The organism is Paracoccus mangrovi, from assembly GCF_042648425.1.
Classification (GTDB): Bacteria; Pseudomonadota; Alphaproteobacteria; order Rhodobacterales; family Rhodobacteraceae; genus Paracoccus; species Paracoccus mangrovi.
The window spans coordinates 96,965-121,323 of the sequence record NZ_JBHRXJ010000003.1 but is presented as its reverse complement, the minus strand read 5'-3'; the positions used below and the strand labels follow the sequence as shown (position 1 = coordinate 121,323).

General features: G+C 66.5%; 26 protein-coding genes. 7 read left to right on the top strand and 19 right to left on the bottom strand.

Annotation, left to right across the window (positions count from 1 at the left end; translation table 11 throughout):
- Positions 1-555: an FxsA family protein gene (locus ACFOMH_RS05245; RefSeq protein WP_374425700.1), complete on the bottom strand. Its 555-nt coding sequence runs from the start codon at positions 553-555 to the stop codon at positions 1-3.
- 110 nt (positions 556-665) lie between these two features.
- On the opposite strand from ACFOMH_RS05245, the gene ACFOMH_RS05240 reads away from it, so the two are divergent.
- Both ACFOMH_RS05240 and ACFOMH_RS05235 read left to right on the top strand, forming a co-directional pair.
- Positions 666-1,322 carry a Tim44/TimA family putative adaptor protein gene (locus tag ACFOMH_RS05240; protein ID WP_374425701.1) on the top strand — a complete coding sequence of 219 codons (657 nt, stop codon included), beginning with the start codon at positions 666-668 and terminating at the stop codon, positions 1,320-1,322.
- A gap of 3 nt (positions 1,323-1,325) precedes the next feature.
- Positions 1,326-1,928 (top strand): Smr/MutS family protein, encoded by a 603-nt coding sequence (locus ACFOMH_RS05235; protein WP_377743079.1) that lies wholly within the window; start codon positions 1,326-1,328, stop codon positions 1,926-1,928.
- Positions 1,929-1,974: 46 nt separating this feature from the next.
- Here the strand turns inward: ACFOMH_RS05235 and ACFOMH_RS05230 are convergent, their stop codons facing one another.
- From ACFOMH_RS05230 to hslV, 3 genes are all read right to left on the bottom strand, one after another.
- Complete coding sequence (locus ACFOMH_RS05230) at positions 1,975-2,157, bottom strand: PLDc N-terminal domain-containing protein (protein ID WP_374425703.1); 183 nt, start codon at positions 2,155-2,157, stop codon at positions 1,975-1,977.
- Between the two features lie 57 nt (positions 2,158-2,214).
- Positions 2,215-3,522, bottom strand: a complete 1,308-nt coding sequence (hslU, locus tag ACFOMH_RS05225) for an ATP-dependent protease ATPase subunit HslU (protein ID WP_377743077.1) — start codon at positions 3,520-3,522, stop codon at positions 2,215-2,217.
- Positions 3,523-3,615: 93 nt separating this feature from the next.
- The gene (hslV, locus tag ACFOMH_RS05220) at positions 3,616-4,170 is read right to left on the bottom strand and encodes an ATP-dependent protease subunit HslV (protein WP_374425705.1); all 555 of its coding nucleotides are present in this window, start codon (positions 4,168-4,170) and stop codon (positions 3,616-3,618) included.
- Between the two features lie 102 nt (positions 4,171-4,272).
- Between hslV and ACFOMH_RS05215 the strand changes: the two genes are divergently transcribed.
- Positions 4,273-5,175, top strand: a complete 903-nt coding sequence (locus ACFOMH_RS05215; RefSeq protein ID WP_377743076.1) for a hypothetical protein — start codon at positions 4,273-4,275, stop codon at positions 5,173-5,175.
- Positions 5,176-5,212: 37 nt separating this feature from the next.
- On the opposite strand, the gene trxA is transcribed toward ACFOMH_RS05215, so the two are convergent.
- The 6 genes from trxA to dapB are packed head-to-tail and all read right to left on the bottom strand — an operon-like array spanning position 5,213 to position 14,830.
- Positions 5,213-5,533 (bottom strand): thioredoxin, encoded by a 321-nt coding sequence (gene trxA, locus ACFOMH_RS05210; RefSeq protein ID WP_374425707.1) that lies wholly within the window; start codon positions 5,531-5,533, stop codon positions 5,213-5,215.
- Positions 5,534-5,585: 52 nt separating this feature from the next.
- A complete protein-coding gene (gene addA, locus ACFOMH_RS05205; protein ID WP_377743074.1) occupies positions 5,586-8,975 on the bottom strand; it encodes a double-strand break repair helicase AddA in 3,390 nt (1,129 codons plus the stop codon).
- Positions 8,968-11,907: a double-strand break repair protein AddB gene (gene addB / locus ACFOMH_RS05200; RefSeq protein WP_377743072.1), complete on the bottom strand. Its 2,940-nt coding sequence runs from the start codon at positions 11,905-11,907 to the stop codon at positions 8,968-8,970. The genes addA and addB overlap by 8 nt, the downstream gene beginning before the upstream one ends.
- Positions 11,900-12,583: a nucleotidyltransferase family protein gene (locus ACFOMH_RS05195; protein ID WP_377743070.1), complete on the bottom strand. Its 684-nt coding sequence runs from the start codon at positions 12,581-12,583 to the stop codon at positions 11,900-11,902. The genes addB and ACFOMH_RS05195 overlap by 8 nt, the downstream gene beginning before the upstream one ends.
- Positions 12,580-13,998: a tRNA (adenosine(37)-N6)-threonylcarbamoyltransferase complex ATPase subunit type 1 TsaE gene (gene tsaE / locus ACFOMH_RS05190; RefSeq protein WP_377743068.1), complete on the bottom strand. Its 1,419-nt coding sequence runs from the start codon at positions 13,996-13,998 to the stop codon at positions 12,580-12,582. The genes ACFOMH_RS05195 and tsaE overlap by 4 nt, the downstream gene beginning before the upstream one ends.
- 25 nt (positions 13,999-14,023) lie before the next feature.
- Positions 14,024-14,830 (bottom strand): 4-hydroxy-tetrahydrodipicolinate reductase, encoded by an 807-nt coding sequence (dapB, locus tag ACFOMH_RS05185; protein ID WP_377743067.1) that lies wholly within the window; start codon positions 14,828-14,830, stop codon positions 14,024-14,026.
- 79 nt (positions 14,831-14,909) lie between these two features.
- On the opposite strand from dapB, the gene rbfA reads away from it, so the two are divergent.
- From rbfA to gloA2, 4 genes are read left to right on the top strand one after another with little or no spacing between them, the layout of a single operon-like run.
- Positions 14,910-15,329 carry a 30S ribosome-binding factor RbfA gene (gene rbfA, locus ACFOMH_RS05180; protein ID WP_374425713.1) on the top strand — a complete coding sequence of 140 codons (420 nt, stop codon included), beginning with the start codon at positions 14,910-14,912 and terminating at the stop codon, positions 15,327-15,329.
- Complete coding sequence (locus ACFOMH_RS05175; RefSeq protein ID WP_377743066.1) at positions 15,319-16,074, top strand: phosphodiester glycosidase family protein; 756 nt, start codon at positions 15,319-15,321, stop codon at positions 16,072-16,074. The genes rbfA and ACFOMH_RS05175 overlap by 11 nt, the downstream gene beginning before the upstream one ends.
- On the top strand, positions 16,074-16,970 hold the full coding sequence (gene truB, locus ACFOMH_RS05170) for a tRNA pseudouridine(55) synthase TruB (RefSeq protein ID WP_377743064.1): 897 nt from the start codon (positions 16,074-16,076) through the stop codon (positions 16,968-16,970). Before ACFOMH_RS05175 ends, truB begins: the two co-directional genes overlap by 1 nt.
- Positions 16,971-16,973: 3 nt before the next feature.
- On the top strand, positions 16,974-17,387 hold the full coding sequence (gene gloA2, locus ACFOMH_RS05165; RefSeq protein WP_377743063.1) for an SMU1112c/YaeR family gloxylase I-like metalloprotein: 414 nt from the start codon (positions 16,974-16,976) through the stop codon (positions 17,385-17,387).
- On the opposite strand, the gene ACFOMH_RS05160 is transcribed toward gloA2, so the two are convergent.
- The 9 genes from ACFOMH_RS05160 to ACFOMH_RS05120 form a co-directional block, all read right to left on the bottom strand.
- Complete coding sequence (locus ACFOMH_RS05160) at positions 17,371-17,853, bottom strand: hypothetical protein (protein WP_377743061.1); 483 nt, start codon at positions 17,851-17,853, stop codon at positions 17,371-17,373. The genes gloA2 and ACFOMH_RS05160 overlap by 17 nt on opposite strands.
- Positions 17,854-17,947: 94 nt before the next feature.
- On the bottom strand, positions 17,948-18,871 hold the full coding sequence (locus ACFOMH_RS05155) for an MBL fold metallo-hydrolase (protein ID WP_377743059.1): 924 nt from the start codon (positions 18,869-18,871) through the stop codon (positions 17,948-17,950).
- Positions 18,872-18,952: 81 nt separating this feature from the next.
- Positions 18,953-19,600 (bottom strand): RluA family pseudouridine synthase, encoded by a 648-nt coding sequence (locus ACFOMH_RS05150; protein ID WP_377743057.1) that lies wholly within the window; start codon positions 19,598-19,600, stop codon positions 18,953-18,955.
- Positions 19,597-20,223 (bottom strand): LysE family translocator, encoded by a 627-nt coding sequence (locus ACFOMH_RS05145; RefSeq protein WP_377743424.1) that lies wholly within the window; start codon positions 20,221-20,223, stop codon positions 19,597-19,599. Before ACFOMH_RS05145 ends, ACFOMH_RS05150 begins: the two co-directional genes overlap by 4 nt.
- Before the next feature lie 146 nt (positions 20,224-20,369).
- On the bottom strand, positions 20,370-20,765 hold the full coding sequence (locus tag ACFOMH_RS05140) for a GFA family protein (protein ID WP_374425721.1): 396 nt from the start codon (positions 20,763-20,765) through the stop codon (positions 20,370-20,372).
- 94 nt (positions 20,766-20,859) lie between these two features.
- Positions 20,860-21,276: an anthrone oxygenase family protein gene (locus ACFOMH_RS05135; RefSeq protein WP_374425722.1), complete on the bottom strand. Its 417-nt coding sequence runs from the start codon at positions 21,274-21,276 to the stop codon at positions 20,860-20,862.
- Positions 21,277-21,447: 171 nt separating this feature from the next.
- The gene (locus ACFOMH_RS05130; protein WP_377743056.1) at positions 21,448-22,275 is read right to left on the bottom strand and encodes an NAD-dependent epimerase/dehydratase family protein; all 828 of its coding nucleotides are present in this window, start codon (positions 22,273-22,275) and stop codon (positions 21,448-21,450) included.
- Positions 22,272-23,123 (bottom strand): glycosyltransferase, encoded by an 852-nt coding sequence (locus ACFOMH_RS05125; protein WP_377743054.1) that lies wholly within the window; start codon positions 23,121-23,123, stop codon positions 22,272-22,274. The genes ACFOMH_RS05130 and ACFOMH_RS05125 overlap by 4 nt, the downstream gene beginning before the upstream one ends.
- Positions 23,120-24,337: an NAD-dependent epimerase/dehydratase family protein gene (locus tag ACFOMH_RS05120; protein WP_374425725.1), complete on the bottom strand. Its 1,218-nt coding sequence runs from the start codon at positions 24,335-24,337 to the stop codon at positions 23,120-23,122. The genes ACFOMH_RS05125 and ACFOMH_RS05120 overlap by 4 nt, the downstream gene beginning before the upstream one ends.
- Between the last annotated feature and the right edge of the window lie 22 nt (positions 24,338-24,359).

Below are 24,359 nucleotides of genomic sequence, written 5' to 3'. Positions count from 1 at the left end.
TCAATGCCGGGTCCAACCGGAATCGCCGCGCCGTGGCCCGGCCGCACCCGCGCCGCCATCGCCGCGCCGATCGGTCAGTCCCTCGCGGATCGGCGTGGGCGGATCGTCCTGAACGGTGTATTCGCCGTCAATCGTGCCGTCATCGCCCCAGCGTCCGCCATCCGGGCGCGGCCCGCCGGGATAGCCACGGCCAAACCCCGCGCCCGCGACCCGCACCCGCGCCGCCATTCGCCGCAGGATCAGATCGCGCACCGGCTCAATCAACAGGATCAGGCCGACCGCGCTGGTCAACAGCCCCGGCAGCACCAGAAGCATCCCCGCGATCATCACCAGCGCGCCATGGGCCATGGGTTTCGCCGGATCGCGGAAATCCTGCATCGCGCGCTGCACGTCCATCGCCGCCTGCGCGCCCTGCCGGCGCATCACCGCCACCCCCAGCACCGCCGAGCCCAGAACCAGCGCGATGACAGGCAAAACCCCGATCGCGCCGCCAACCTGAATGAACAGTGCGATCTCAAGGATCGGCAGGATGATGAATGGCAGCAAAAGCCACATGAAAGCGTTCCCCTGGACGTCCGTTTTCCGGCGCCAAAACTGGACTTGGGCCGGTCTGCACCCTACATAAGCATTCAAACCTCCGGTTACAAAGTTCGTTAGGCCCGCCGATGACAAACCCTCTGCTGCAACTGCTCGTTCTGGGCGCCATCGCCGTCTTTCTGATCCTGCGCCTGCGCGGGGTGTTGGGCACGCGCGACGGGTTCGAACAACCCCGCGTCCCGGACAACACGACCCAGCGCAGCCGCGCCGACGTCATCGATGGCGTGGCCGAGCCGGCCGACAACGACATCGCCGATCACGCCGAACCGGGCAGCAGCACCGCCCGCGCCCTGACCCAGATCAAGCAGCTTGAACCGGGTTTCGTCGTCGGGCCGTTCCTGTCGGGCGCGAAATCCGCCTATGAGATGATCCTGATGGCCTTTGAGCGCGGCGATCTGTCGGATGTGCGCGCCTTTCTGGCCCCGCCCGTGGCCGAAGCCTTTGACACGGTGATCGCCGACCGCAAGGCGCGCGGGCTGACCACCGAGGCGGAATTCCTCGGCACCCGCGAAACCAGCCTCGCCGCCGCCGAATTCAACCGCGACACCGGCATGGCCGAACTGTCGGTGCGCTTTGTCGGCGAAATGATCGTCGCCACCCGCGATGCCGATGGCCAGGTCGTCGATGGCGATGCCAAGGCCGCCCGCAAACAGCGCGACACCTGGACCTTTGCCCGCCGCATCGGCCAGGATGACCCCAATTGGCAGCTGGTCGCCACGGCCTGATCCATGGCGCGCAAGCGGGGATTATCGACCGAGGACAAGGCGCTTTGGTCCCGGGTCGCCGCAACCGCCGTGCCCATGCATCCCGACCGCAAACGGCCGGCGCCACGGGTCGATCCCGGTGCGCCGCCGCTGCCGCGCGCGCCCGAGCCTCCGGCCCTGAACAATGTCGATTTCGGCGATCTGCGCATCGGCGGCCGGGCCGGGGGCAACAGCACCCGCATCGACCTTTCGCCCCACCCGCGCGAGGCGGTGCAGAACCAGCCCCTGCGCATGGATCACAAGACCCATCGCCAGATGACGCGCGGCAAGCTTTCGCCCGAGGCGCGCATCGACCTGCATGGCATGACATTGGCGGTGGCACAGCCGGTCCTGATCCGCTTCATCCTTCAGGCGCATGCCGATGGCCGCCGTCTGGTGCTGATCATCACCGGCAAGGGCCGCGATGGCGGACCCGATGCGCCGCTGCCGGTGCGGCCCGGGGCGCTGCGCCACAATGTGCCGCATTGGCTGCATATGCCGCCGCTAGCGGGGATCGTCCTGCAAGTGCGCGCCGCCCACCGCCGCCATGGCGGTGACGGCGCCTATTATGTCTATCTGCGGCGATAGCAAAAGGGGCGGCCCAAAGGCCGCCCCGATTCACGATCCGTCCGGTTCACGATCCGCCGTAATTGGCCTTAGGCCCGGCGAACCACCAGATGATCAACCCGACCACCGGCAAAAGCGCGACCAGCAGAATCCAAAGCAGCTTGGTGCCGTTCGATTCATTGGTGTTGATGATCGAGGCGATCGCCCAGACATCAAGGGCAAAGATGATGATGCCAAAGATAAACTTCATGCCGCATCCCTATATGTTGGCTGACGGGACAACGACCACCGCCGCCCGCCGGTTCCCTTACAGAACATAGCGCGACAGATCCGCCGAACGCGACAGGTCGCCCAGATGCGTTTCGACGAAATCCGTATCGACCACGACCTTTTCGCCCGAACGGTCCGGCGCGCTGAAAGACAGCTCTTCAAAGACCCGCTCGATCACGGTGTAAAGTCGCCGCGCGCCGATATTCTCGACCGAGCCATTGACCTCGGCGGCGATGCGGGCCAGCGCCCGGATCCCGTTCTCGGTGAACTCGACCGATACGCCCTCGGTGGCCATCAGCGCGGTATATTGACGCGTCAGCGCATTGTCGGTCTCGGTCAGGATGCGGATGAAATCATCCTCGGTCAGGGCGCGCAGCTCGACCCGGATCGGCAACCGGCCCTGCAATTCCGGCAAAAGATCGCTGGGCTTGGCAATATGGAACGCACCACTGGCAATGAACAGGATGTGATCGGTCCTGACCGGCCCGTATTTCGTCGAAACGGTCGTGCCCTCGATCAGCGGCAAAAGATCGCGCTGCACGCCTTCGCGGCTGACATCGCCGCCGCGCGTCTCTTGCCGGGCGGCGACCTTGTCGATTTCGTCGATAAAGACGATGCCGTTCTCCTGCACCGCCTCAAGCGCCGCGGCCTTGACCACCTCATCATCCAGAAGCTTGTCGGCCTCTTCGGCGATCAACAGCTCATAGCTTTCGGCGACCGAAACCTTGCGCCGCACCCGGCGCCCGCCGAATGCCTTCATCAACCCCGACAGATCCATCATCCCGCCCATGGCGCCGCCGGGCTGACCCGGCACCTCCATCATCCCGAAGGGATTGGAATTGTCCTGAACCTCCAGCTCGATCACGGTATCGTCCAGCTCACCGCGCTTGAGCTTGTCGCGAAACATCTCGCGGGTCTGCTCGCGGGCATTCTCGCCGGCAAGGGCGGCGACAACGCGATCCTCGGCGGATTTATGCGCCCGCGCCTTGACCTCTTCGCGCATGCGCTCGCGGGTCTCGATGATGGCGGCATCGGTCAGATCGCGGATGATCTGCTCGACATCGCGGCCGACATAGCCGACTTCGGTGAACTTCGTCGCCTCGACCTTCAGAAACGGCGCCCGCGCCAGCTTGGCCAGACGGCGCGAAATCTCGGTCTTGCCGACGCCTGTGGGCCCGATCATCAGGATATTCTTGGGATAGACCTCATCGCGCAGATCGTCGCCCAGCTGCTTCCTGCGCCAGCGATTGCGCAAGGCCACCGCCACAGCGCGCTTGGCGTCCTTTTGCCCGATGATAAAGCGATCCAGCTCGGACACGATCTCGCGCGGGGTTAGGTCACTCATCTTCCACCTTTCCTGTCACGGGCATGGGGCAAAGCCCGTCTTTCATGCCCAAATATCCCGGGGGAGGCCCGAAGGGCCGGGGGCAGAGCCCCCTTAACCCAATACCTCGACCGTCAGATTGCCATTGGTATAGACACAGATATCGGCGGCGATCGCCATGGCCGCCCGCGCGACCCCCTCGGCATCCAGATCGCTCGCCATCAACCCGCGCGCGGCGGCCAGCGCGAAATTCCCGCCCGATCCGATGGCGGCCACATCATGCTCGGGCTCAAGCACGTCGCCGGCACCGGTCACCACGAAAATCTCGCGCCCGTCGGTGACGATCAGCATGGCCTCCAGATTGCGCAGATACTTGTCCATGCGCCAATCCTTGGCCAATTCGACACAGGCCCGCGCCAATTGTCCCGGCGCCGACTCAAGCTTCTTTTCCAGCCGCTCCAACAGGGTGAATGCATCCGCCGTCGATCCGGCGAAACCGACCACCACATCATGTCCGCCGGGGCTCAGCCGCCGCACCTTGCGCGCCGTGCCCTTCATCACCGTCTGGCCGACGCTGACCTGACCGTCGCCGGCGACCACGACCTTGCCGCCGCGCCGCACCGCCAGAATGGTGGTGCCGTGCCAGCCGGGGAATTTCTCATCGGACATGCGTTCGCTCCCGCTTGTGTCTCGGGGGTCAGATATGACCGGCACCCGGCTTTCGCAACCCGCCCCTTTCGCAGGCCCCTTCCAGCCGCTAGCCTGCGCCGCATGAGCCATGCCCCCATTCTGCGCATCTATCTGCACGGCAATATGCTGGACACCTCGCGCGCGGGGACATTCAATTTCATGAATGTGCTGAAAGCCGCGGTCGAGGGCGCCGGATGGCAAGTCGAATACCACGAAACCGGCCCGCAATCCCGCCGCCAGGCCCCGCGCCGGGACGGCTATGCCCTGTTTCATATGGAATCGCCCACCCATGACCGCGCGCTGACCTTTCGCCGCGCCTATCACTATCCGTTCTGGCAGATCGAGCCGGTCCAGCAACGCTGGCGCTTTCGCGTCGCGCGCCGTGCCTTTGACCCGCAAAGCGTCGACGCCACGGCGGCCCGCAACTTTGCCGACCAATTGCGCAAACGCGTGCTGCCCGGCCCGGCACCGCGACGCGGCGAAACCATTCTGGTCCCGCTACAGGGGCATATCCGCCGCTGCCGGTCGTTCCAAAGCATGAGCCCGCTCGACATGCTCGATGCCGCCGCCGCCACCGGCCGGCCGGTCGTGGCGACCCTGCATCCCCGGGAAAGCTATGATACCGGCGATCTGAAGGCGCTGGACCGGCTGGTCGCGCGCCATCCGAACCTTGTCCTTGGCGGCGATACCGCGTCCATCCTGCGCGACTGCGCCTTTGTGGTGACGCAAAACAGCGCCGTGGCCTTTGACGGCTATCTCTTGGGCAAGCCCGCCGTGCTTTTCGCCCAGATCGATTTTCATCATATCGGGCTAAGCGCCGCCCGGCTGGGCGCCGCACAGGCGCTGGCACAGGCCGAAACCCATGCGCCGGATTTCGACCGCTATCTCTACTGGTTTTTACAAGACATGGCGATCAACGCCTCGCGCCCCGAGGCGGGCCGGCGCATCCTTGCGGCCATGCAAAAGGGCGGCTGGCCGATCTGAGCCGCCGCCCCCGCAATATCGTCAAACCGGCCCGAAATCAGATCGCGTCGTCGATCCAGGCTTTCAGCGCGGCCTTGGGCGCGGCGCCGATCTTGTTCGACACAACCTGACCGTCCTTGAACAGGAACAGCGCCGGAATGCCGCGCACGCCCAGCTGGGCCGGGCTTTCGGGGTTCTCGTCCACGTTCACCTTGACGATCTTGACCTTGTCGCCATATTCGGCGGCCAGTTCTTCCAGCGCCGGACCGATCTGGCGGCAGGGGCCACACCATTCGGCCCAGAAATCGACCACAACCGGGGTGGCGGACTGGCGGACTTCGCTGTCAAATGTAGCGTCGGAAACGGCTTGCGTGGCCATGAAATTCTCCTGCGATGCGCCGGATCATGCCGGCAGGAACGTCCCCAAACAGCTAGGTACCCGATCCGGCCGGGTCAAGACCCGCCATCACCCCGTCCAGAACAGCGTCCGGCAAGCCCATGATGCTGCGCGTGGCCGTCCACAGAACCGCGACCTCGATCCGGCGCTCGGGCCAAAGCTGGCGCAGCGCCGCGCGATAGGCCGCCATCTGCCGCAGAATGCCCAAGGGCACATCCTCGGCCCGCGCGGGCACATCGCGGTTCGATTTGTAATCGACGGCCAGCACGCGGTCCTGCGCAATCACCAGCCGGTCGATCTGTCCGCTCAGCGGCACCCCCCCGAACCACGGCACGGCCAGCCGCAATTCGGCCATGACCTCGGCCCCCTCGGGCAGGTCAAAGACCTCGGCCAGCGCCGGCGCGGTCAGCACCTCGCGCGCCTCGTCCAAAAGCCCGGCCAGCGCGGCGGGTTCGGGCAGGCCGCCCTCGGAATCGGCCAGCACGTCGCGGGCGACGGTCGGCCAATCGGCGGGATCGCGACCCGGCAGATGTTCCAAAAGCAGATGCAGCCTTGTCCCGAACAGCATCGCCGCCTCGGCATCGCCATCGCCGCCCGCGACGACCTTGGCCCCGCCCAGCGAGGTCGCCGCCACCGCGCGGCGCTTTTCCGGCATGGGCGGCGGCGCCGCGTTCAGCCAGCCCGGCGCGGCAAGGGGCGCGGGCGCGGCGCGGGTCCCCTCGGGCGCGGCCTCGGGCCATTGGCCATGGCTCAGCCGCCGGATCTCGCCGCCCCAGGGCGCGGGGATACGCGTCTCGTCCAGATCGCTGCGGCCGAAACCCGCCTCGACCATCGCATGCCAGCTGTCTTCCTCCGCGCCGGTTTCGCCGGCCGCGGCAACGATCAGCCAGCTTTCGGCCCGGGTCAGGCCGACGTAAAGCAGGCGCTTTCGTTCCTGCAACTGGCGCGCGGTCTGATCGGCGGCCAGTTCGGCGACCGGATCGGGGCGTTCCTCCTTGCGGCCGCGCCAAAGCGCGGTGCCATCGGGGGCGATCAGCATCTGACCTTCGCGCGGCGACTGGCGTTTGGCGCTGTCGGGCATGATGACGATGGGGCTTTCCAACCCCTTTGAGCCGTGGACCGTCATCACCCGGATCAGCCCCTCGCCATCCTCGCCGGCCGATCCGGCCTGACGGCGGACCTCGACATCGTCGCCGCTGAGCCAGACCAGAAAACCGGTCAGCGAAGGGGTCTCGCCGGATTCATAGCTCAGCGCCTGGGACAGCAATTCGTCGATGCCGTCCTGTGCCTCGGCGCCCAGCCGCGCCGACAGCCGCGCGCGCCCGTCATGGCGGATCAACAGCCGCTGGATCAGGTCATAGGGCCGCATGAAGCCGGTCTGCCCCATCAGGTCCGACAACAGATCGACCGCCGCGCGATGGTTGGAATCGCGCAGCCGCCGCCACAGATATTCCCCGCGCTTGCGCCCCGCCGCCAGGTGGTAAAGCTGTTCTTCGCTTAGCCCGAACAGCGGCGAACGCAGGGCCGCCGCCAGCGACAGATCGTCCTCGGGCGTGGCAAGGGTCGACAGCACGGCGCGGATGTCGCGCACCGCCATTTCGCCCGCCAGCTTTAGCCGGTCGGCCCCCGCCACCGGCAGGCCGGCCGATTTCAGCGCCGCGATGATTTCGGCAAACAGGTCCGAGCGGCGCTGCACAAGGATCAGCACGTCACCGGCCCGGATGCGCCGCACGGCGCCGGATTTCGCGTCAAAAATCGGGCCGCCCAGCATGTCGCCGACCGCATTGGCGATGGCCCGGGCCAGCTGCGTGATTTCCGAATTTTCGGCCGGGCGATCGACGGGATCGGTCCAGTCGCCGGGCTCGGGCTTGTCGGGTTTGGGGATCGCGGGCCACAGATCGACCCGGCCCGGCATGTCGGTGCGGAACGCCCGATGCCGGGGCGGATCGCCAAGACCCCGCGCCGCGTCGCCCGCGAAGACCTGATCGACCAGCGACAGGATCGCGGTCGAGGATCGGAAGCTGTGGCGCAGTTCCAGCACCTGCATCGGGTTCTGGATCGCGGCAAAAGCCTCGGCAAAGCCGGCGCGGCGGGCCTCGAACACGGCGATATCGGCGCCCTGAAAGGAATAGATCGACTGTTTCGGATCGCCCACCACGAACAGGCTGCGCGCGCCCGTGCGCCCATCGTCGCGGGCGCCATGACCCGAGGTGAATTCATCGGTCAGCCGTTCGATCACCCGCCATTGCGCGGGACTCGTGTCCTGGGCCTCATCGACAAGGATATGATCGATGCCGCCATCCAGCCGGAACAGCACCCATTGCGCCATGCTGTTTTCCGACAAAAGCCGCGCCGTGCGGTCAATCAGATCGTCGAAATCCAGCCAGCCCTGCGCCGCCTTGGCGGCACGGTAACGGTTCAGGAATTCATGCCCGAAACGGTGCAGCGCCGCCGTCTTTTCGGCGTGATCCAGCGCCAGACTGCGGGGACGGGCGGATTCCACCCGCTCCATCAGGATGGCCAGATCGTCGATCAGCCCGGCGGCCGCACCCTGACGGACGGCTTTGGTCGGAAAGCTGTCATATTTGGCGCTGAAGGGGACTTTGGCGCCGGCGCCGGTCAAAAGCACGTCTTCCAGAATGACCAGCTCGGGCAGGCCGGGGCGCGTCCAGTCGCCGGCGGCAAGCTTGGCCGCCGCCTTCTGGTCGTTCGCGCCGCTTTTCAACAGATGCGGGATCAGCGCCGCGATGACCAGCGCGCCATCCGAAAAGGTCTGCGCCAAAAGATCGTCCAGCGCGGCGTCCGGGGCCAGACCCGAAGCGGCCCAGAGCCGGCCCCGATCAGGCGGCGTTTCAAAACCGCGCAGACCGGACAGGAATTCGTCAAGCCGTTCGCCCGAATGCAGCAGCAGCAGATCGTCCAGAACGGGCGCCTCGGTCCGGGCCATTTCCTCGATGATCTCGGCACGGATCAGGGCGGCGCTGCGGTCGTCAAGCTCGGTAAAGCCGTGGGGAACACCGGCCTCGATGGGGAAACGCCGCAAGACGCCCGCGCAAAAGCTGTGGATCGTCTGGACCTTCAGGCCGCCGGGCGTCTCGATGGCGCGGGCGAACAGACGGCGCGCGGCGCGCAGATCGGGGGCCGCGCCCGTATCCTCGCCCAGCCGGGCCAGCTCGGCGCGCAGATCGGGTTCGGAGAGCATCGCCCATTGCCCCAGCCGCGCCAAAAGCCGGTTCTGCATCTCGGTCGCGGCGGCCTTGGTATAGGTCAGGCACAGGATCTTTTCGGGCGCGGTCCCGGCCAGCAACAGCCGCGCCACCCGGTCGGTCAGCACCCGCGTCTTGCCCGAGCCGGCATTCGCCGTCAGCCAGGTCGAGCGCCCGGGATCCGCCGCCCGGACCTGTGCCAGCGTCGCCTCATCCATCGTCGAACCTTTCGGGTTTCGCGGGCTGGGTCAGGTCCCATTCGCCGAACCGCGACAGGTGGTCGTAATCGCCGGTATGATCGGTCCGTTCCATCGCAAGGCGGGCGGTAAAGCCACGTTCGCCGCGCAGATAGCGCCCGATCAGATCGACGAAACCCGCCCAAGTATCCTGTGCGAATCCGGGGCCAAAATCGCGGCTATGGGTTTTCCCCTCTTCGCCCAGCTGGATATAGCTGATGCCGGCCACATCGGCGCGGCCCAGCGCACGAAAGGCACCCTGTTCGACCATCGCCGCCTCAAGCGGCAATTGCTTGTCGAAATGCGCGATCTGCTTGTCGGTCGGCGGCTTGCCGGATTTGTAGTCGTAAACCTGAACCCGGCCATCGGTCAAAAGGTCCAGCCGGTCGGGTTTGGCGGTCAGACGGAAATCGGCGCCGGGCACCGACAGTTCGGCCCGATCCTCGATCACGGCGGGGCGGCCCTGGGCAAGCCGCGCCACCTCATCGGCGATCAGCCGGTCGGCCACGCCCGCGATCCGCGCCCGCCAGAACAGCCGGGCCGAGGGCCATGGCACATCCTCATCCAGCACCTGCCGGGTGATCGCCAGAAGCCGCGCCTTCATCGCATCCGGCGCCTCGGGCAGGTCGGGCAGACCGCGCAGGAAAATGTCCATGATCCGGTGCAGGGTATTGCCACGCTCGGCCGCGTCGGGTTCGGGACGCAGCGGGTCCAGCGCGCGCAGCCCCAGCACACGGCGGGCATAGACCGCATAGGGGTCGCGGATCAGGTTGCGCACCTCGGTCACCGACATCTGTCGCAAGGCCGGCGCGGGCGGGATCGGCGAGGGGCGCGGCGCCGGCGAAAGCGCCATCCGGGGCCGCGCCTGCAACGCCGCCAGATCCAGCCAGCGCTGCCCGCGCGCGCGCATCTGCGCCAAGGCCTGCGGACCCTGCTGATCGGGCAATCCGCCCAACAGGTTCACCAGCCGGTTCAGCCAGCGCGACGGGATCGTCTCGGCCTCGGCATCGCGGCGGGCGCGGCTCAGCACCACCTGCGCGGCACCCACGGCCTGTTGAAAGTCATGCGCGGCAAGCCCGACCCGCCGTTCCGGCAGGGTCAGCCCGGCGGCCAGCCGCATCGGCCGCGACAGCCACGGATCCGGGGGCAGGGCCTGCGGCCAGCCACCTTCGTTCAACCCGGCAAGAATGACCAGCCCGGCGGCATCGCCCACGGCCTCGGTCCGGGCCTCGCGCGGGCCGCGAAAGCGGACCAGCGGGTGGGCGGCCACGTCCTGACGCACCGCCTGACCCTGCAATTCGCTGTAAAGCAGGTCGCGAAATTCGGCCGGGCGCAGATCATGCCCCTGATCGGCATGGGCGGCGAGATGGTCCAGCACGCCGCGCGCCAGCCCGCCCGAGGCCTTGGCCCACAGCTCGGATGCATCCGCATCGCCACCCGGCCCGGCCGCCAGCGCCTCGGCCAGTGCGCGCAGATCCGCGAGCCGCGCGCGCAGCGGGCGCGGGCCGCGATCCTCGGCCAAAGGCAGGATCCGGTCCAGCAGACCGGCCAGCCACAGCGCCCAGGGCTTGCTTTTCTCATCCCCCCTGTCGGCCAGATCGCGCAGGGCGGCGCCATCGGGAAAGACCGGACCATGCGCGCGCAGATGCAGTTCCAGATCGCGCGTATGGCGGTTGTGTTCGCGCCGGTAATCGCGGCCCAGCCCGGTCGCCGTGACCGGGTGTTTCAACAGCACCAGAACCGCGTCCAAAGTCAGCGCCCGCCCGTAAAGATCGGCGATATGGCGCAGAAACAGGCCCGGCGCGGTCAGGGGCAGCGGCTGGCCGGCGGAATCGTCGGGAATGATGCCCCAGCGGTCCAGCGCCGATTGCACCCGCCGCGTCAGCATGCGGTCGGCCGCGATCAGGGTGACGGGCCGCGCCTCTTCCACCGCCTCGCGGATGATCAGCGCGATGGCCTCGGCCTCTTCGCCGGGCTTTTCGGCCTCGATCAGGGTCAGCCCCTCGGTGGCGGGGATCAGCGGGCCAAGGCGCGGCCCTTCCTCGATCCACTGATCGGTGACCGGCGCCGGCCGCAGCGCCAGCGATATCAGCCGGTTGCGCGCCGGGTCGGGCGCCGCATCCGCCACCCAGTCGGCGGGCGGCCCGAATTCGGCCAAAAGCGGCGCATAGCGGGCCTGGGGGTGATCCTCGGCCCGGGCGTCCAGACCGTCCCAGACCGCCTGTGGCATGTCGGGGTCATAGCCCGGCAGCACCACCGCACCCATGGGCAGGCGCGCGACGGCGCGGATGAAATCCCGCGTCGCCCCGTGCGATCCGGTCGAGCCTGCGACGATCACCGGCCCATCGGGCAGCGCCTCGCCCCGCGCCCAGCGCGCGGCCAGCGCCTCGGCCTCGGCGCGCTGGCGGGCTTCGCGGTCCTGGGGCGGGTCGGTCAGGTAATAGCCCGCGGCGATTTTCAGAAAAGCCAGCGCGCGCGCCCAATGCTGGGCGTGATCGCGGGCGTCGATGGCATCGAGCGCGGTGACATCCAGCCCCTCAAGCTGCATCTCGGCCATCAGCCCGGCCAGCGAGGCCGCCAGTTCCGGCACCGACTGTCCCTGCGCCAGATCGGGATCGGCGCGCAGCGCGGCATCGATCAGCCGGCCCAGCTCCAGCCGCCGGGCAAGGGCCGGGGTGGCCGCCCCGCCGCCCAGATCGGCGATCAGCCGCAATTGCGGCAGGATCAGCGGGCCGCGCCAGATCAGCGCCTCGCGCAGCGCCATCAGCGACTGGCCGGAATTGGCATAGACGGTCACCCGGGCCATGTCCTGGGGTGGCCTGCCGCGCATCCGGGCGATCAACCCATCAGCGAAAGCCCCGGCAAAATCGGCCCCGCAAGGCAGCGCGAAAAGGCCGTTTTGCCAATCAGCCATCCAGCAATGCCTCGGCCAGCGGGATACAGTCGGGGCGCCCGACATCGCACCATTCGCCCCCGTGGATCAGGCCATGGGCGCGGCCCTCGGCGATCATCAGATCCCAAAGCCGGTTCAGCGAAAACACCTCGTCCCCGATCCCGGCCAGCCGGTCGGTGCGGATGATCTGTGCCCCGCCATAGACCAGATCGCCCTTGCGGATCAGGCGGCCCGCCTGATCCAGGCTGAAATCGCCGCCACCCTTGCGGCCATGCGTATGCGCCAACGGCACCAGCATCAAAAGCGCGTCCATCCGGTCGTCCCAGGCCGCAAGCAGCGCCGCGAGCGGGTTCGACCCGGTCCAGATCACATCCGGGTTCATTGTGATCACAGGCCCCGGCCCCAAGAGCGGCAGCGCCTTGCGCAGCCCCCCGCCGGTTTCCAGCAAAAGGTCGGATTCGTCGGAAATGGTTATATCCGGTCCGGTCGCCAGTCCGGCGATGTGATCACGGATCTGACCGCCCAGATGATGAATGTTGACGACCACCCGGTCCAGCCCGGCCCCGCGCCCCAGATCCAGCGCCCGGTCCAGCAGCGTCCGGTCGCCCACCCGGATCAGCGGCTTGGGCGTCACATCGGTCAGGGGCGCCATGCGCGTGCCCTTGCCCGCGGCAAAGATCATCAAAGGCAGGCTCATGCTTGCGCGATCCTGTCGGTCACCCGGGCCGAAGGGGCGGGCACCCCCTCAAGCGCGGCGGCCAGCGGCGCCAGCGCCGGATGGGTCAGGTTGCGCTGAATGGCGTCCCAGACGCGCGGCATGAAGGCCAGATAGCGCCGCTTGCCGTCGCGCTGCGCCAGCCGGGTGAAAATCCCCATGATCCGCAGGCTGCGCTGTGCGCCCAAAAGCGCATAGGCGGCGCGGAAACGGTCGCCATCGACCCCGGTCGCGGCGATATAACGGGCGATCTCGGCCGCCTCGATGGCGGGGTCGACATCGCGGCGGGCATCCTGCAACCCCGAGACCAGATCATAGGCCGGATGCACGGCCACCGCGTCCTGAAAATCCAGCAGGCCCAGCGGCGCGTCCCCCCGCCAGACAAGGTTCTCGGCATGGAAATCGCGCAGGCCAAGGACGGCGGGCATGTCCTCGGCCAGTTCGGCATGCAGCGCCTCGATCACGGCGGCCACATCCGCGCCCTTGCCGGGCGCGCCGGCGGCGGCGGGGTAATATTCGGCGAAAAGCCCGACCTGACGCGCCAGCTCCGGCCCGTCCAGCCGCAGCACCCAATCGGGCGGCGCATGGCCGTGCAGTTCGATCAGAAGGTCGGTCATGCGGCCATAGATCCGGGGCGCCAGCGCCGGCTCGGCCGCCAGTACGCGCGCCACCAGATCGTCGCCCAGATCCTCGATCAGCAGCAGCCCCTCGACCTGATCGGCGGCGATGATTTCCGGCGCATGCAGATCGCGGTGGCGCAGCCATTGCGTCATCGCCACATAACTGTCGGTCGTGCCCGGTGCCGCATCCATCAGGACCGCGCTGCGATCCCCGTCCTGCAGCCGGAAATAGCGCCGCGACGAGGCATCGCCCGCCAGCACAATCAGCCGCGCTTCGGCCCATTGCGCGCGATGGATCAGCCGCGCAATGGCGGGCAGGCGGGCCATTCCCCCCCAGCGCGCATCCGATCCCGAAAGCGCGATCCGGCGCAGATCGGGAAAACCGGCGATGGGTTCAAGCCCAAGGATCAGCGGATCGGACAGCGGGCCGCCATGATCGGGCCATTCGATCAGGACGATGCTGTCGCGCATCGCCTCGTCCAGACCCAGCTCGACCAGCTCGTCGGGGTGGCTCAGGCGATACAGGTCCGCATGCCAGATTTCGGTGCCCATGGGGTCGTCATAGGTCTGAACCAGGGTAAAGGTCGGGCTGGGCACGTCCTCGGCCGCCGCGCCCTGACGCGCACGGATAAAGGCGCGGGCGAAATGGGTCTTGCCGGCGCCGACCGCGCCTTGCAGCGCGATCACGTCACCGGGTTTCAGAACCGCCGCCATCACCCGCGCCAGACAGGCGGTCAGATCGGCATCGGCATGATCAAGCGTCGCAAGCAGGGTCATGGCACGAATTTATGCCCCCAAAGGGTCAAAGTCCAAGCACATCGGCCATGTCATATTCGCCCGGCCCCTTGTCCTGACCCCACAGCGCCGCCCGCAACGCGCCGCGCGCGAAAATGGCGCGGTCGGTCGCGACATGGCGCAGGATCACGCGCTCCCCCGCCGTGGCAAAGATCACGTCATGTTCGCCGACGATATCGCCGCCGCGAATGGCGGAAAATCCGATGCTGCCCGTCTCGCGCGCGCCGGTGATGCCTTCGCGGGCGGGGGTGCGCAGATCGTCAAGGCTGTGGCCGCGTCCTTCGGCCGCGGCCTCGCCCAGCATCAGGGCGGTGCCCGACGGCGCATCCACCTTGCGGCTGTGATGGGCCTCGACCACCTCGATATCCCAATCCTCGCCCAGGGCGGCGGCGACCTTGCGGGTCAGCCCGACCAGCAGGTTGACGCCAAGGCTCATATTGCCGGCACGGATGATCGGGGCGTGGCGGGCGGCGGCCTTGATTTTCGCCAGATCGTCAGGCTCCAGCCCGGTGGTGCCGATCACATGCACGGCGCGGGCCTGCGCGGCCAGTTCGGCGAATGCGACCGTCGCGGCCGGGCTGGTGAAATCGATCACCGCCTGCGCCGTGGCAATCGCCTGAACCGCATCATCGGTCACGGTGATGCCAAGGGGGGCGCCGCCCATCGCCTCGCCCAGATCGCGGCCGATCCATGGGTTTCCCGGACGCTCGATGGCGCCGACCAGACGCGCCTGATCCGAGGCCAGAACCGTGCGCACCAGCATCTGTCCCATGCGCCCCGAGGCGCCCGTGATGACAATTCCCGGTTTTTCCATGTTGAAACCCCCGCATTCCCGGCTTTGCCCCCTCTGTAGCCCGTTGCGGCGCGGGCCGCGACCCCCTACATCTGCGACCATGGCACAGAACCGCTTTCATTCCGGCACCGGCCCCTCGCAGCGACAGCTGCGCGTGGGGGAGTTGATCCGCCGCACCCTGTCCGACGTGCTTTTGCGCGCCGATGTCCATGACCCCGACCTGAACCGCCATTCGATCACGGTGGGCGAGGTCCGCACCTCGCCCGATCTCAAGGTGGCGACAGCCTATGTGCTGCCCCTTGGCGGCCATGACGCCGAGGAGGCGCTGGCCGCGCTGCGCCGCAACGCGCCCGAGCTGCGCCATCTGGTCGCCAAGGCGATGACGCTGAAATACGCGCCGCAGCTGCGTTTCGTGCTGGACGAAACCTTCGACCGCATGGACGACACCCGCCGCCTTTTGTCCGAAGACCGCGTCCGCCGCGACGTCGAATCGCCCGATGACGCGGACGATGAGGATTGATCTGAAGCGCCGGCTGGGACTGGCGTTCGGCGCGCTGATCGCGATGACCCTGCCGGCGGTGGCGGATATCTGCGAAAGCCGCGATTTCGATGGACAGGGATATGTCATCTGCACGCTGAACGCGGCGCAGGAACCGGGCCTGCGGCTGTGGCTGAACGGGCCCGACGGGCAGGTGCTGGGTGATTTCACCGCCGTGCGCCGCACGCTTGGCGCGGGCGAGGTGCTGGGTTTTGCGATGAACGCGGGCATGTATCATGCCGATTACAGCCCCGTCGGGCTATATCGCAGCGATGGCGTCACGGCGGGCGAGCTTGTGACCGGGGCCAGCAACGACAATTTCGGCATGCTGCCCAATGGCGTTTTCTGCACCGGCGGGGCGCGCCCCTATCAGGTCGTGGAAAGCCGGGCCTTTGCCAAGGCCAGCCCGGATTGCCGGTTGGCCACGCAATCGGGGCCGATGCTGGTCATCGACGGCGCGCTGCATCCGCGTTTCCTGATCGACAGCGACAGCCGCTATATCAGGAACGGCGTCGGCGTCTCGCCCGACGGACAGACGGCCTGGTTCGCGATTTCCGACCGCGCGGTGACATTCCACGAATTCGGCCGGCTGTTTCGCGACGGCCTTGGGGCGCGGGACGCGCTTTACTTTGACGGCTCGGTCTCGCGGCTATATGCGCCTGCGCTGAACCGGGCCGATTTCGGCCGGCGGCTGGGGCCGATCATCGGATATACGGAACAGAAATAATGGCACGCAAAAAGGGACGCGAGATCCACGGTTGGCTGATCGTGGACAAGCCCGCAGGCATTGGCTCGACCGATGTCGTCAGCAAGGTCCGCTGGGCGCTGGACGCGAAAAAGGCGGGCCATGCCGGCACGCTGGATCCCGATGCGACCGGGGTTCTGGCGGTGGCCTTGGGCGAGGCGACAAAGACCGTGCCGATCCTGACCGACGCGCTCAAGGCCTATGACTTCACCGTCAACTGGGGCGCCGAGACCACGACCGACGATGCCTCGGGCGAGGTTGTTCAATCCGCAGAAAACCGGCCATCTGCGGATATGATCCGCGATGCGCTGCCCGCATTTACCGGTGAGATCATGCAGGTCCCGCCGACCGTTTCCGCCGTCAAGGTCGATGGCGCCCGCGCCTATGACCTTGCCCGCGAGGGCGAGACGGTCGAACTGGCCGCGCGCCCGCTATGGGTCGAATCGCTGGAATTGCTGGCGACGACCCCGGATAGCGCCGATCTGCGCATGGTCTGTGGCAAGGGTGGCTATGTCCGCGCCATCGCCCGCGATCTGGGCCGCAAGCTTGGCTGTCTGGGCCATGTCGCGCATCTGCGCCGGATCTGGTCGGGGCCGTTCGATGCCGAGGGCGGTTTCGCCTTTGACCGCATCGACCGCGCCAATCAGGCCGAGATCGAGGCGGCGATCCTGCCGATCCAGTCGGCCCTGGCCGACCTGCCCGAGATGGCCGCGACCGAAATCGGCGCGACGCGCATCCTGAACGGCAATCCCGGTCAGGTGCTGGGTCACGCCGAATTCGGCGAAGAGGTCTGGGTCAGCCGCAATGGCCGGGCGCTGTGCATCGGCCGCTATATGGGCGGCGAGGTCCAGCCCTCGCGCGTCTTTAATCTGGGCTAGGCCATGCTGCGCCGCATCCATCACGCCGCGATCATCTGTTCGGATTATCAGCGGTCAAAGGATTTCTACACCCGCATCCTTGGCCTGCGCATCATCGCCGAAAACCTGCGCGCCGCGCGGCAGTCGTGGAAGCTGGACCTTGCGCTGCCCGATGGCGGCCAGATCGAGCTGTTTTCGTTTCCCGCCCCGCCGCCGCGCCCCTCGACCCCCGAGGCGCGGGGTCTGCGGCATCTGGCATTCGCGGTGGACGATCTGGACGCCGCCTGCGCGCATCTGGTGGCGCAGGGCGTCACGGTCGAGCCGATCCGGGTCGACGAATTCACCGGCGCCCGCTTTACCTTTTTCCCCGATCCGGACGGATTGCCGCTGGAACTTTACGAGGTCCGACAGGCCGTGCCTGTCACTTGCTCAGGGTGATCGGCTGATAGGGGGCCAGCACCTCGGTCCAGACCCGGGCAGCCGGGGATTGCGGGTCCAGCCTTTCCATGTGCGCAAGAAACTCCAACGGCACGCTTTTCCAGACGTCCATGATGCCGGTGTTCCCCAAGACCAGACGCGGCTGGCCAAAGGTCGCCTTTGCCAGCGCGGTCTTCAGATCGCGCCTTGCGGCCTCGTCCCGGCCAAGATCGGCGCGGGCAATGCCGCGCTGTGCATAAAGCGGCGCGCGCTTGTATTCTTCGCCGATGAACGGGGTCAGGACGGTCAGCGCCAGCGCGCAAGAGACGATCTGTGCACGGCCGGGATGCGATGCGCCCAAACAGGCCCGCGACGAGGCCATACCGATCAATGCGCAGGAAAATGCTATGAATATCAGTGTCTTGGCGATGGCGCCATATCTGATATTGGCCAAAAAGCTGACAAGGCGATCATGACGGGCGGACATGATCGCCTGATAGGATGCGCCGCCGGGCCGTGTCAATCAGCCCCGCCGCGCCAACGGGTCGGGCCGGCCCACCCGGGGACAGGCCGGCCGGGGATCAGCCCGCGAATTGATAGGTCGCCGGAACATAGCGGTATGACCCCTGACCCGCCGGGGCGATGAAGCCAAGCGCCGGAAAGGGCATATGATAGCCGATGCAGGGAATGCGTTCGCTGGCCAGTCGCGCCAGCACCTTGGCCCGCGCGGCCGCGCCCGCATCCTTGTCGATGTCAAAGCGCACATGCCATTCGGGATGTTCGACCGAATAGACATAGTGATTGAAGCTGTCCCCGGTGATCAGCAGCTTTTGCCCGTCGCTTTCCAAAAGATAGGTGGTGTGGCCGGGGGTATGGCCATAGGCGGCCTCGGCCCGGATGCCGGGCAGCACCTCATCGCCATCGGCGATCTGGCGGGCGCCCTCGACCAGCGGGGCGACATTGGCGGTATAGGCCTCGCTGGGATTGGCGGCCCAATGGTCGTTTTCGACCTTGGGAAAGATCAGCTGGGCATTGGGGAAATTCCGCGCGCCCCCCGCCATCAGCCCGGTGATATGGTCGGGATGCATATGCGTCAGAACGAGATGCGTCACATCCCCGGGCGCATAGCCGGCAGCGGCCAGCGAGGCCTTGTTGTTTTCGGGGGTCATGCCGGCGTCGAACAGGACCAGCGCATCGGGCGTCTTGACCAGCGTCAGGGTAAAGGAACTTCCGCTGCGGTCGGCGGGAATGAAGTTTTCGGCGCTGACCCTTTCGAATTCGGCCGGATCGACGCCAATGCCAAAGGTCGCGATCGGATCCTCGCGCATGCTTTCGCCGCCCAGAAGCGTCGTCACCTCGAACGCGCCCAGCTTGATGGTATGGGCCTGACCGGGAAATTCGGGGGCCTTGGCCGCGGCGGTTTGCGCCTGTGCCGGCAGGGCCAAGAGCACGGGCAGGCCGCCCATCATAAGGGCTGCGCGGCGGCTGATCTGGATATCCGTCATCTCTATCGCTCCTTTGGTTGTGACGGGTGCAACCTTAGGCAGTGTTGGCGGGTTTCGGGATGAAACCTGCGTGACCGGCGGCTAGAACGGGACGGACGCCACGTAATTGTGGCTGATGCCGGTTTCGGGATGCTTGAAGCGCAGCGACTCGGCATGCAGCATCAGGCGCGGGAAATCGGCCGCCGCGCCGCTGGCATAAAGCGGATCGCCCAAAATCGGGTGGCCCAGTTCCGCCATATGAACGCGCAGCTGATGGCTGCGCCCGGTCAGGGGCATCAGCCGCACCCGGGTCTCATTGTCGTCGGCGCGGATCACCCGCCAGTCGGTCTGGGCCGGGCGGCCCTGATCGTGATCGACCTTTTGGCGGGGCCGGTTCGGCCAATCCACGATCAGCGGCAGATCGACGGTCCCGGTGCGCGGCTCAAGCCGGCCGGCAAGGCGGGCGACATAGACTTTTTTCGTGCGCCGCTCTTCGAACTGTTTGGACAGATTGCGCTGCGCATGCGGCGTCAGGCCGAACACCATCACCCCCGAGGTGTCCAGATCCAGCCGATGCACCAGCAGTACGGTCGGAAACGCCCCGCGCAGACGCTCGATCAGGCAATCGGCGCGATCCTCGCCCCGGCCCGGCACCGACAAAAGCCCCGAGGGCTTGTTGACGACCAGCACCTGATGATCCGCATGGATCACCTCTGCCTCGTCAGAGGTGGGGATATAGACGAAGCTCACTTTGCGACAAGCCGGATGGCAAGTCCCGCAAACATGACCGCCGCGATCTTGTTCAACAGGCCCAGACGCTTGCCCAGCATATGGCCGGCATAGCCCGCGACCACGCCGTAACCCATGGTCACCAGCGTGCCGGTGAACGCGAAAATCAGGCCAAGGCCCAGGATCTGTTGCCAGATCGGACCATAGGCGGGATTGGTGAACTGCGGCAGAAACGCCACCAGAAACAGCACCGGCTTGGGGTTCAGGATATTGGACAGCGCGCCACGCCGGATGATGCTCCACGGCCGTCGCGCGCCCTGCGCCTGTGGCTCGACCGGCCCGGCGGTCCAGCTTTTCCACGCCAGATAAAGCAGATAGGCGGCCCCGATATATTTGATCGCCGACAGCGCGCCGGGATGGGCGGCAACAATCGCCCCAAGACCCGCAGTCGCCAAGGTCAGGTGAAACAGCACCCCAAGCCCGACGCCGAAACCGGCCAGCGCACCGGCGCGCGGCCCGCCCTGAATGCCGCAGGCGCTGGCAAAGAACACGTCCTGACCCGGCGCGAAATTCAGCGCCAGCCCGCCAAGGACAAAGGCGATCAGTTGCGCCACGGGAATATTCGCAAGCGTGTCCCAGATCATGTCAGCCAACCCAGTTGATGGTAATCGCCCCGCAATCGCGGATGGCTGTCCGAACCAAGCCGCAATCCCGTCGGTGCATCCAACGCCCCGGCGGAAACGTCAACCCTTGCGCCGCCGTCGCGGCGCCAGAACAGCGGCGATCCGGATCACTCTTGCGGGTCCTGGGGCAGGCCATCGGTAATGTCGTAATAGTCGCCCTTGTCCGCGACAAAGATATGGCCCAGCAGCCGCAGCCCGGTCGGGCTGTCGATCGCGCCGGCCGCCACGTCGATGATGGGCGATCCGTCGCGTTGCCAGAACAGCGAGGATCCGCAATCGCCGCAAAAGCCGCGCCGCGCGAAATCCGAGGCGCGATACCATTTCGGGGTGCCGCCAATCTCCAGCGAGCTGGGCAGGATCGCCGCCCAGATATGGCCCGACCAGCGCCGGCACTGTCCGCAATGACAGGCCTGCAAGTCGTTCGTGGCGTCATAGGTGCCGCGAAAGCTGATCTTGCCGCACAGGCAATGTCCGGTGAATTCGGTCTCTGCGGGCTGGGTCATGCGTAAGCCTTTCCTGCCGGTCGGTTCTGAATTGCCCGGCAAAGTCTGACGCAGATCGGGAAGGCTGTCCAGAAAACCCGGACAGCCGTGATTATCAGCCGGCGACGCGCCAATAGCTCATCGGCATCCGCACCAGCGGGGTCAGCGCACAGCCCGCCGCCGCCATGCACAGCACCGTGCGCATCTGATTGAACAGCGACCAGTCGCGCAGATAGTCAAGCCAGACCCCCGCGCCATGCGCCGATTGCGGCGACAGCACCGCCAGCTCGTCGCTGAGCGGCGTGATCACCACCAGGCTCAGCAAAACCCCGCCGATCAGGTAAAGCATGCAGCCCGTGAATAGCGCCACCCAGCCCTCGCAGCGCGAGGTAAGCGCAAGCGCGGCACTGACCAGCGCCAGAATCGCACCGCCCCAGAACCCCAGACCGAACAGGGGATTCGCGCCGAACTGATTGAGCGACTGCATGATGGCCATGCCGGTGCTGCCGGGCACCATTTGCAATCCTGGCATGACGGCAATCGAAAAAGCGAAGAAAAAACCCGCCATTACGGCGAACCACAAACCGCAGAGTATGGAAAGGATACGCATATATACACCACGATAAAATAGACAAATCTGGGCAAGAACGATCCAGAGCGACGCCCTTGACGGCGGCGGAAGGCAGCTCAGGCTGGATACCGTCTAACGTGTAGCATGGTTAATAATCCGGGGCAAATCGGCAAGCAAGATTCCGCCACCCCCCGGACGCCAGCCCAGTCGGGACAGCCGCGCACATATCGGACGTTTCAAAGCCGAAGCATCCGCCCGCTCGGGCAAGGGCGTCCCGCACCCCGTCAGGCGGGCCACCGCCGCCAGCAGATCGCGACGATCCAGCACCAGATCGCTGATATTGTAACTTGAACGCATGTCCGGGTCGTTCAGCACCAGCATCGCGGCGGCGCCAAGATCGGCGCCATGCACCTCGGTCGCGACGGCGGGGGCGGGGGTCGTGCCGGCCAGAAAGCCGTCGATCAGCCCGGCCCATTTCTGCGGCGTGCCGGGACCATAGACGCCGGTCGGCCGCAGGCTGGCCGTGCGCAGGCCGGGGCCGGCCATGTCGGCCAGCGCGGTCTCGGCCATGGCCTTGACCTCACCATAAAGCGTTGATGGAAAAGGAGAAAGCTCATCGGGCAGATCCATCCCCGGCGGATGCCCGTCATGGACCGCGCGGGATGACAGAAAGATCACCCGCCCGACGCCACTGTCCCGCGCCGCCCGGAACAGGGTCAGCGTGCCGTCCAGATTGGCGCGGATGAACCCTTGCGGATCGTCGCCTTCGCCGCCGCGATAGCGGCCGGGAACGTGCTGAAACGCGGCATGGACAAGGGCGTCGCAACCGCGCAGATCCGGCGCATCGCCCAGCGCCCAATCCGGGCGGGACAGGGCCCGCACCTGATGCCCGGCCTGGCGCGCGGCGGCCGCAATCCACCCCCCAACCAGACCCGAAGCCCCGGTCAGCGCGATCTTCATGCCCGCCCCGGACCCGCCCCGGGCGGCGGCGGAAGGGTCGCGGGATCGGGCACCGGACCATCGCCCGCATGCGCGCGCCACAGCTCGATCAGCACGTTCAGATCATCAACCTTTGCGTGTATCTGCCAGGGCTTTTCATATTGAAAATGCAGAATGCGGATATCCTGCCAACGCCACAGATCCGGCAGGTTCATCCAGACATATTGTAGCATATTGTCAAAGACCGGCAGCCCGTGCCAGTTCGGGAAATAGCTTTCCAGAAAGGTCTGATCGGTGCGCCGCCAGAACTGGCCGGGGCGGTCCAGATGCGCGAGCATGGCGTCAAAGGTTGCGGCCCCCGGGCGCGCCGTGAACACCCCCGAATTCAGCCGGTGAAAGTCGCCCAGCGATTCATAGACATTCGGCGCGGCCGAAAATTCCGGGTAATCGAACAGCCGGTCGATGTTTTGCAAGACAATCGCATCGGCGTCGATAAAGACCACGCGCTCATAATCCAGCTGCCAAAGCCGCAGCTTGGCGAAATTGTCCAGAGGCGTGTGAAAGGGCGGCTTTTCCCCCTTGGTAAAGGGTGCCGCGCCATGCAGCCGGTCGCGGCCATGCAGCGCGTTGAACGCGTCCGAGGTCGGCAACAGATCCACCTGTACCAGCCGCGCGCCCAGCGCGGAGATACGCGCCAGATCACCCCCCGGCAGATCGGTATACATCACCACCAGATCGGCCGTGGTGCCCGTCCGGCGCAGCGACCGGATCAGCGCCGCCGCCCCGATGACGTAATCGGAATTGGTCGCCAGCGTGACAAAGGCGCGGTTCGACCGCGCCCTGCCATCGGCCCGGATGCCGCCGGTCACGACACCGAACGCAGCCGCTTGCCCTCGGGGTCGTGCTCGACCCGCGTGGCGATGTCCTTAGTCCATGCCGACACCGCCGGCACGCGGGTCCGGTCGATGCGATGGGCGTATTTGCGCGCCACCTCGACCACCTCGGACAACAACCCGTCGGCAAGGGTGATCGGTTGCAGGCCCAGCGCCAGAAACTGGTCGTTCCTGACGATCAGGTCGTTCTCATCGGCCTCTTTGCGGGGGTTGGGCAGATAGGCGACCTTGGCCCCGGTCAGCCGCGCCACCATCTCGGCCAGATCGCGGACGCGGTGGGTTTCGGTCATCTGGTTGAAGATGCGCACCCGTTCGCCCGATTGCGGCGCATCTTTCAGCGCAAGCTCGATACAGCGCACAGAATCCTGGATGTGGATAAAGGCGCGGGTCTGGCCCCCGGTGCCATGCACGGTCAGGGGATAGCCGATCGCCGCCTGTATCAGGAAACGGTTCAGCACGGTCCCGTAATCGCCATCATAGTCGAAACGGTTGATCAGCTGTTCATGGCGCCGGGTCTGGTCGGTATGGGTGCCCCAGACGATCCCCTGATGCAGGTCGGTGATGCGCAGCCCGTCATTCTGGGCATAGAATTGGAACAGGATCTGATCGAGGCTCTTGGTCATGTGATAGACCGAGCCGGGCCGCGTCGGATAAAGGATCTGTTGGTCGCGCGGACCGGTGGGCGTGTCGATCCGAATGTCGAGATACCCTTCCGGGATCGGCGCCCCGACCGAGGAATAGCCGTAAACCCCCATCGTGCCCAGATGGACCAGATGCGCGTCGATGCCGGTTTCCACAAGCGCCGCCAACAGGTTATGCGTGGCGTTGGTATTGTTGCTGACGGTATAGACCTTGTGGCGGTCGGTTTTCATCGAATAGGGCGCGGCGCGCTGTTCGGCGAAATGGATCACCGCGTCGGGACGCTGTTCGGAGAGCCAGCCTTTCAGCCGCTCATATTCGGTGGCCAGGTTCAGCAGGTGGAAATGGATGCGCTTCCCGGTTTCCTGATGCCAGATGCGGCAGCGTTCCTGAATCGAATCCATCGGCGTCAGCGATTGCACACCAAGTTCGGTATCGATCCAGCGCCGCGACAGGTTGTCGACGATATGAACGTCGTGACCCAGATCCGAAAGATGCAGTGCCGTCGGCCAACCGACAAAACCATCTCCGCCAAGAACTGCTATGCGCATGATCTTCTCCTTCTGCTGCGCG

Bases quoted from the DNA above. Each gene is read 5' to 3' on its own strand.
- ACFOMH_RS05245 (WP_374425700.1), bottom strand. From the start codon at position 555: ATGTGGCTTTTGCTGCCATTCATCATCCTGCCGATCCTTGAGATCGCA.
- ACFOMH_RS05240 (WP_374425701.1), top strand. From the start codon at position 666: ATGACAAACCCTCTGCTGCAACTGCTCGTTCTGGGCGCCATCGCCGTC.
- ACFOMH_RS05235 (WP_377743079.1), top strand. From the start codon at position 1,326: ATGGCGCGCAAGCGGGGATTATCGACCGAGGACAAGGCGCTTTGGTCC.
- ACFOMH_RS05230 (WP_374425703.1), bottom strand. From the start codon at position 2,157: ATGAAGTTTATCTTTGGCATCATCATCTTTGCCCTTGATGTCTGGGCG.
- hslU (WP_377743077.1), bottom strand. From the start codon at position 3,522: ATGAGTGACCTAACCCCGCGCGAGATCGTGTCCGAGCTGGATCGCTTT.
- hslV (WP_374425705.1), bottom strand. From the start codon at position 4,170: ATGTCCGATGAGAAATTCCCCGGCTGGCACGGCACCACCATTCTGGCG.
- ACFOMH_RS05215 (WP_377743076.1), top strand. From the start codon at position 4,273: ATGAGCCATGCCCCCATTCTGCGCATCTATCTGCACGGCAATATGCTG.
- trxA (WP_374425707.1), bottom strand. From the start codon at position 5,533: ATGGCCACGCAAGCCGTTTCCGACGCTACATTTGACAGCGAAGTCCGC.
- addA (WP_377743074.1), bottom strand. From the start codon at position 8,975: ATGGATGAGGCGACGCTGGCACAGGTCCGGGCGGCGGATCCCGGGCGC.
- addB (WP_377743072.1), bottom strand. From the start codon at position 11,907: ATGGCTGATTGGCAAAACGGCCTTTTCGCGCTGCCTTGCGGGGCCGAT.
- ACFOMH_RS05195 (WP_377743070.1), bottom strand. From the start codon at position 12,583: ATGAGCCTGCCTTTGATGATCTTTGCCGCGGGCAAGGGCACGCGCATG.
- tsaE (WP_377743068.1), bottom strand. From the start codon at position 13,998: ATGACCCTGCTTGCGACGCTTGATCATGCCGATGCCGATCTGACCGCC.
- dapB (WP_377743067.1), bottom strand. From the start codon at position 14,830: ATGGAAAAACCGGGAATTGTCATCACGGGCGCCTCGGGGCGCATGGGA.
- rbfA (WP_374425713.1), top strand. From the start codon at position 14,910: ATGGCACAGAACCGCTTTCATTCCGGCACCGGCCCCTCGCAGCGACAG.
- ACFOMH_RS05175 (WP_377743066.1), top strand. From the start codon at position 15,319: ATGAGGATTGATCTGAAGCGCCGGCTGGGACTGGCGTTCGGCGCGCTG.
- truB (WP_377743064.1), top strand. From the start codon at position 16,074: ATGGCACGCAAAAAGGGACGCGAGATCCACGGTTGGCTGATCGTGGAC.
- gloA2 (WP_377743063.1), top strand. From the start codon at position 16,974: ATGCTGCGCCGCATCCATCACGCCGCGATCATCTGTTCGGATTATCAG.
- ACFOMH_RS05160 (WP_377743061.1), bottom strand. From the start codon at position 17,853: ATGTCCGCCCGTCATGATCGCCTTGTCAGCTTTTTGGCCAATATCAGA.
- ACFOMH_RS05155 (WP_377743059.1), bottom strand. From the start codon at position 18,871: ATGACGGATATCCAGATCAGCCGCCGCGCAGCCCTTATGATGGGCGGC.
- ACFOMH_RS05145 (WP_377743424.1), bottom strand. From the start codon at position 20,223: ATGATCTGGGACACGCTTGCGAATATTCCCGTGGCGCAACTGATCGCC.
- ACFOMH_RS05140 (WP_374425721.1), bottom strand. From the start codon at position 20,765: ATGACCCAGCCCGCAGAGACCGAATTCACCGGACATTGCCTGTGCGGC.
- ACFOMH_RS05135 (WP_374425722.1), bottom strand. From the start codon at position 21,276: ATGCCAGGATTGCAAATGGTGCCCGGCAGCACCGGCATGGCCATCATG.
- ACFOMH_RS05130 (WP_377743056.1), bottom strand. From the start codon at position 22,275: ATGAAGATCGCGCTGACCGGGGCTTCGGGTCTGGTTGGGGGGTGGATT.
- ACFOMH_RS05120 (WP_374425725.1), bottom strand. From the start codon at position 24,337: ATGCGCATAGCAGTTCTTGGCGGAGATGGTTTTGTCGGTTGGCCGACG.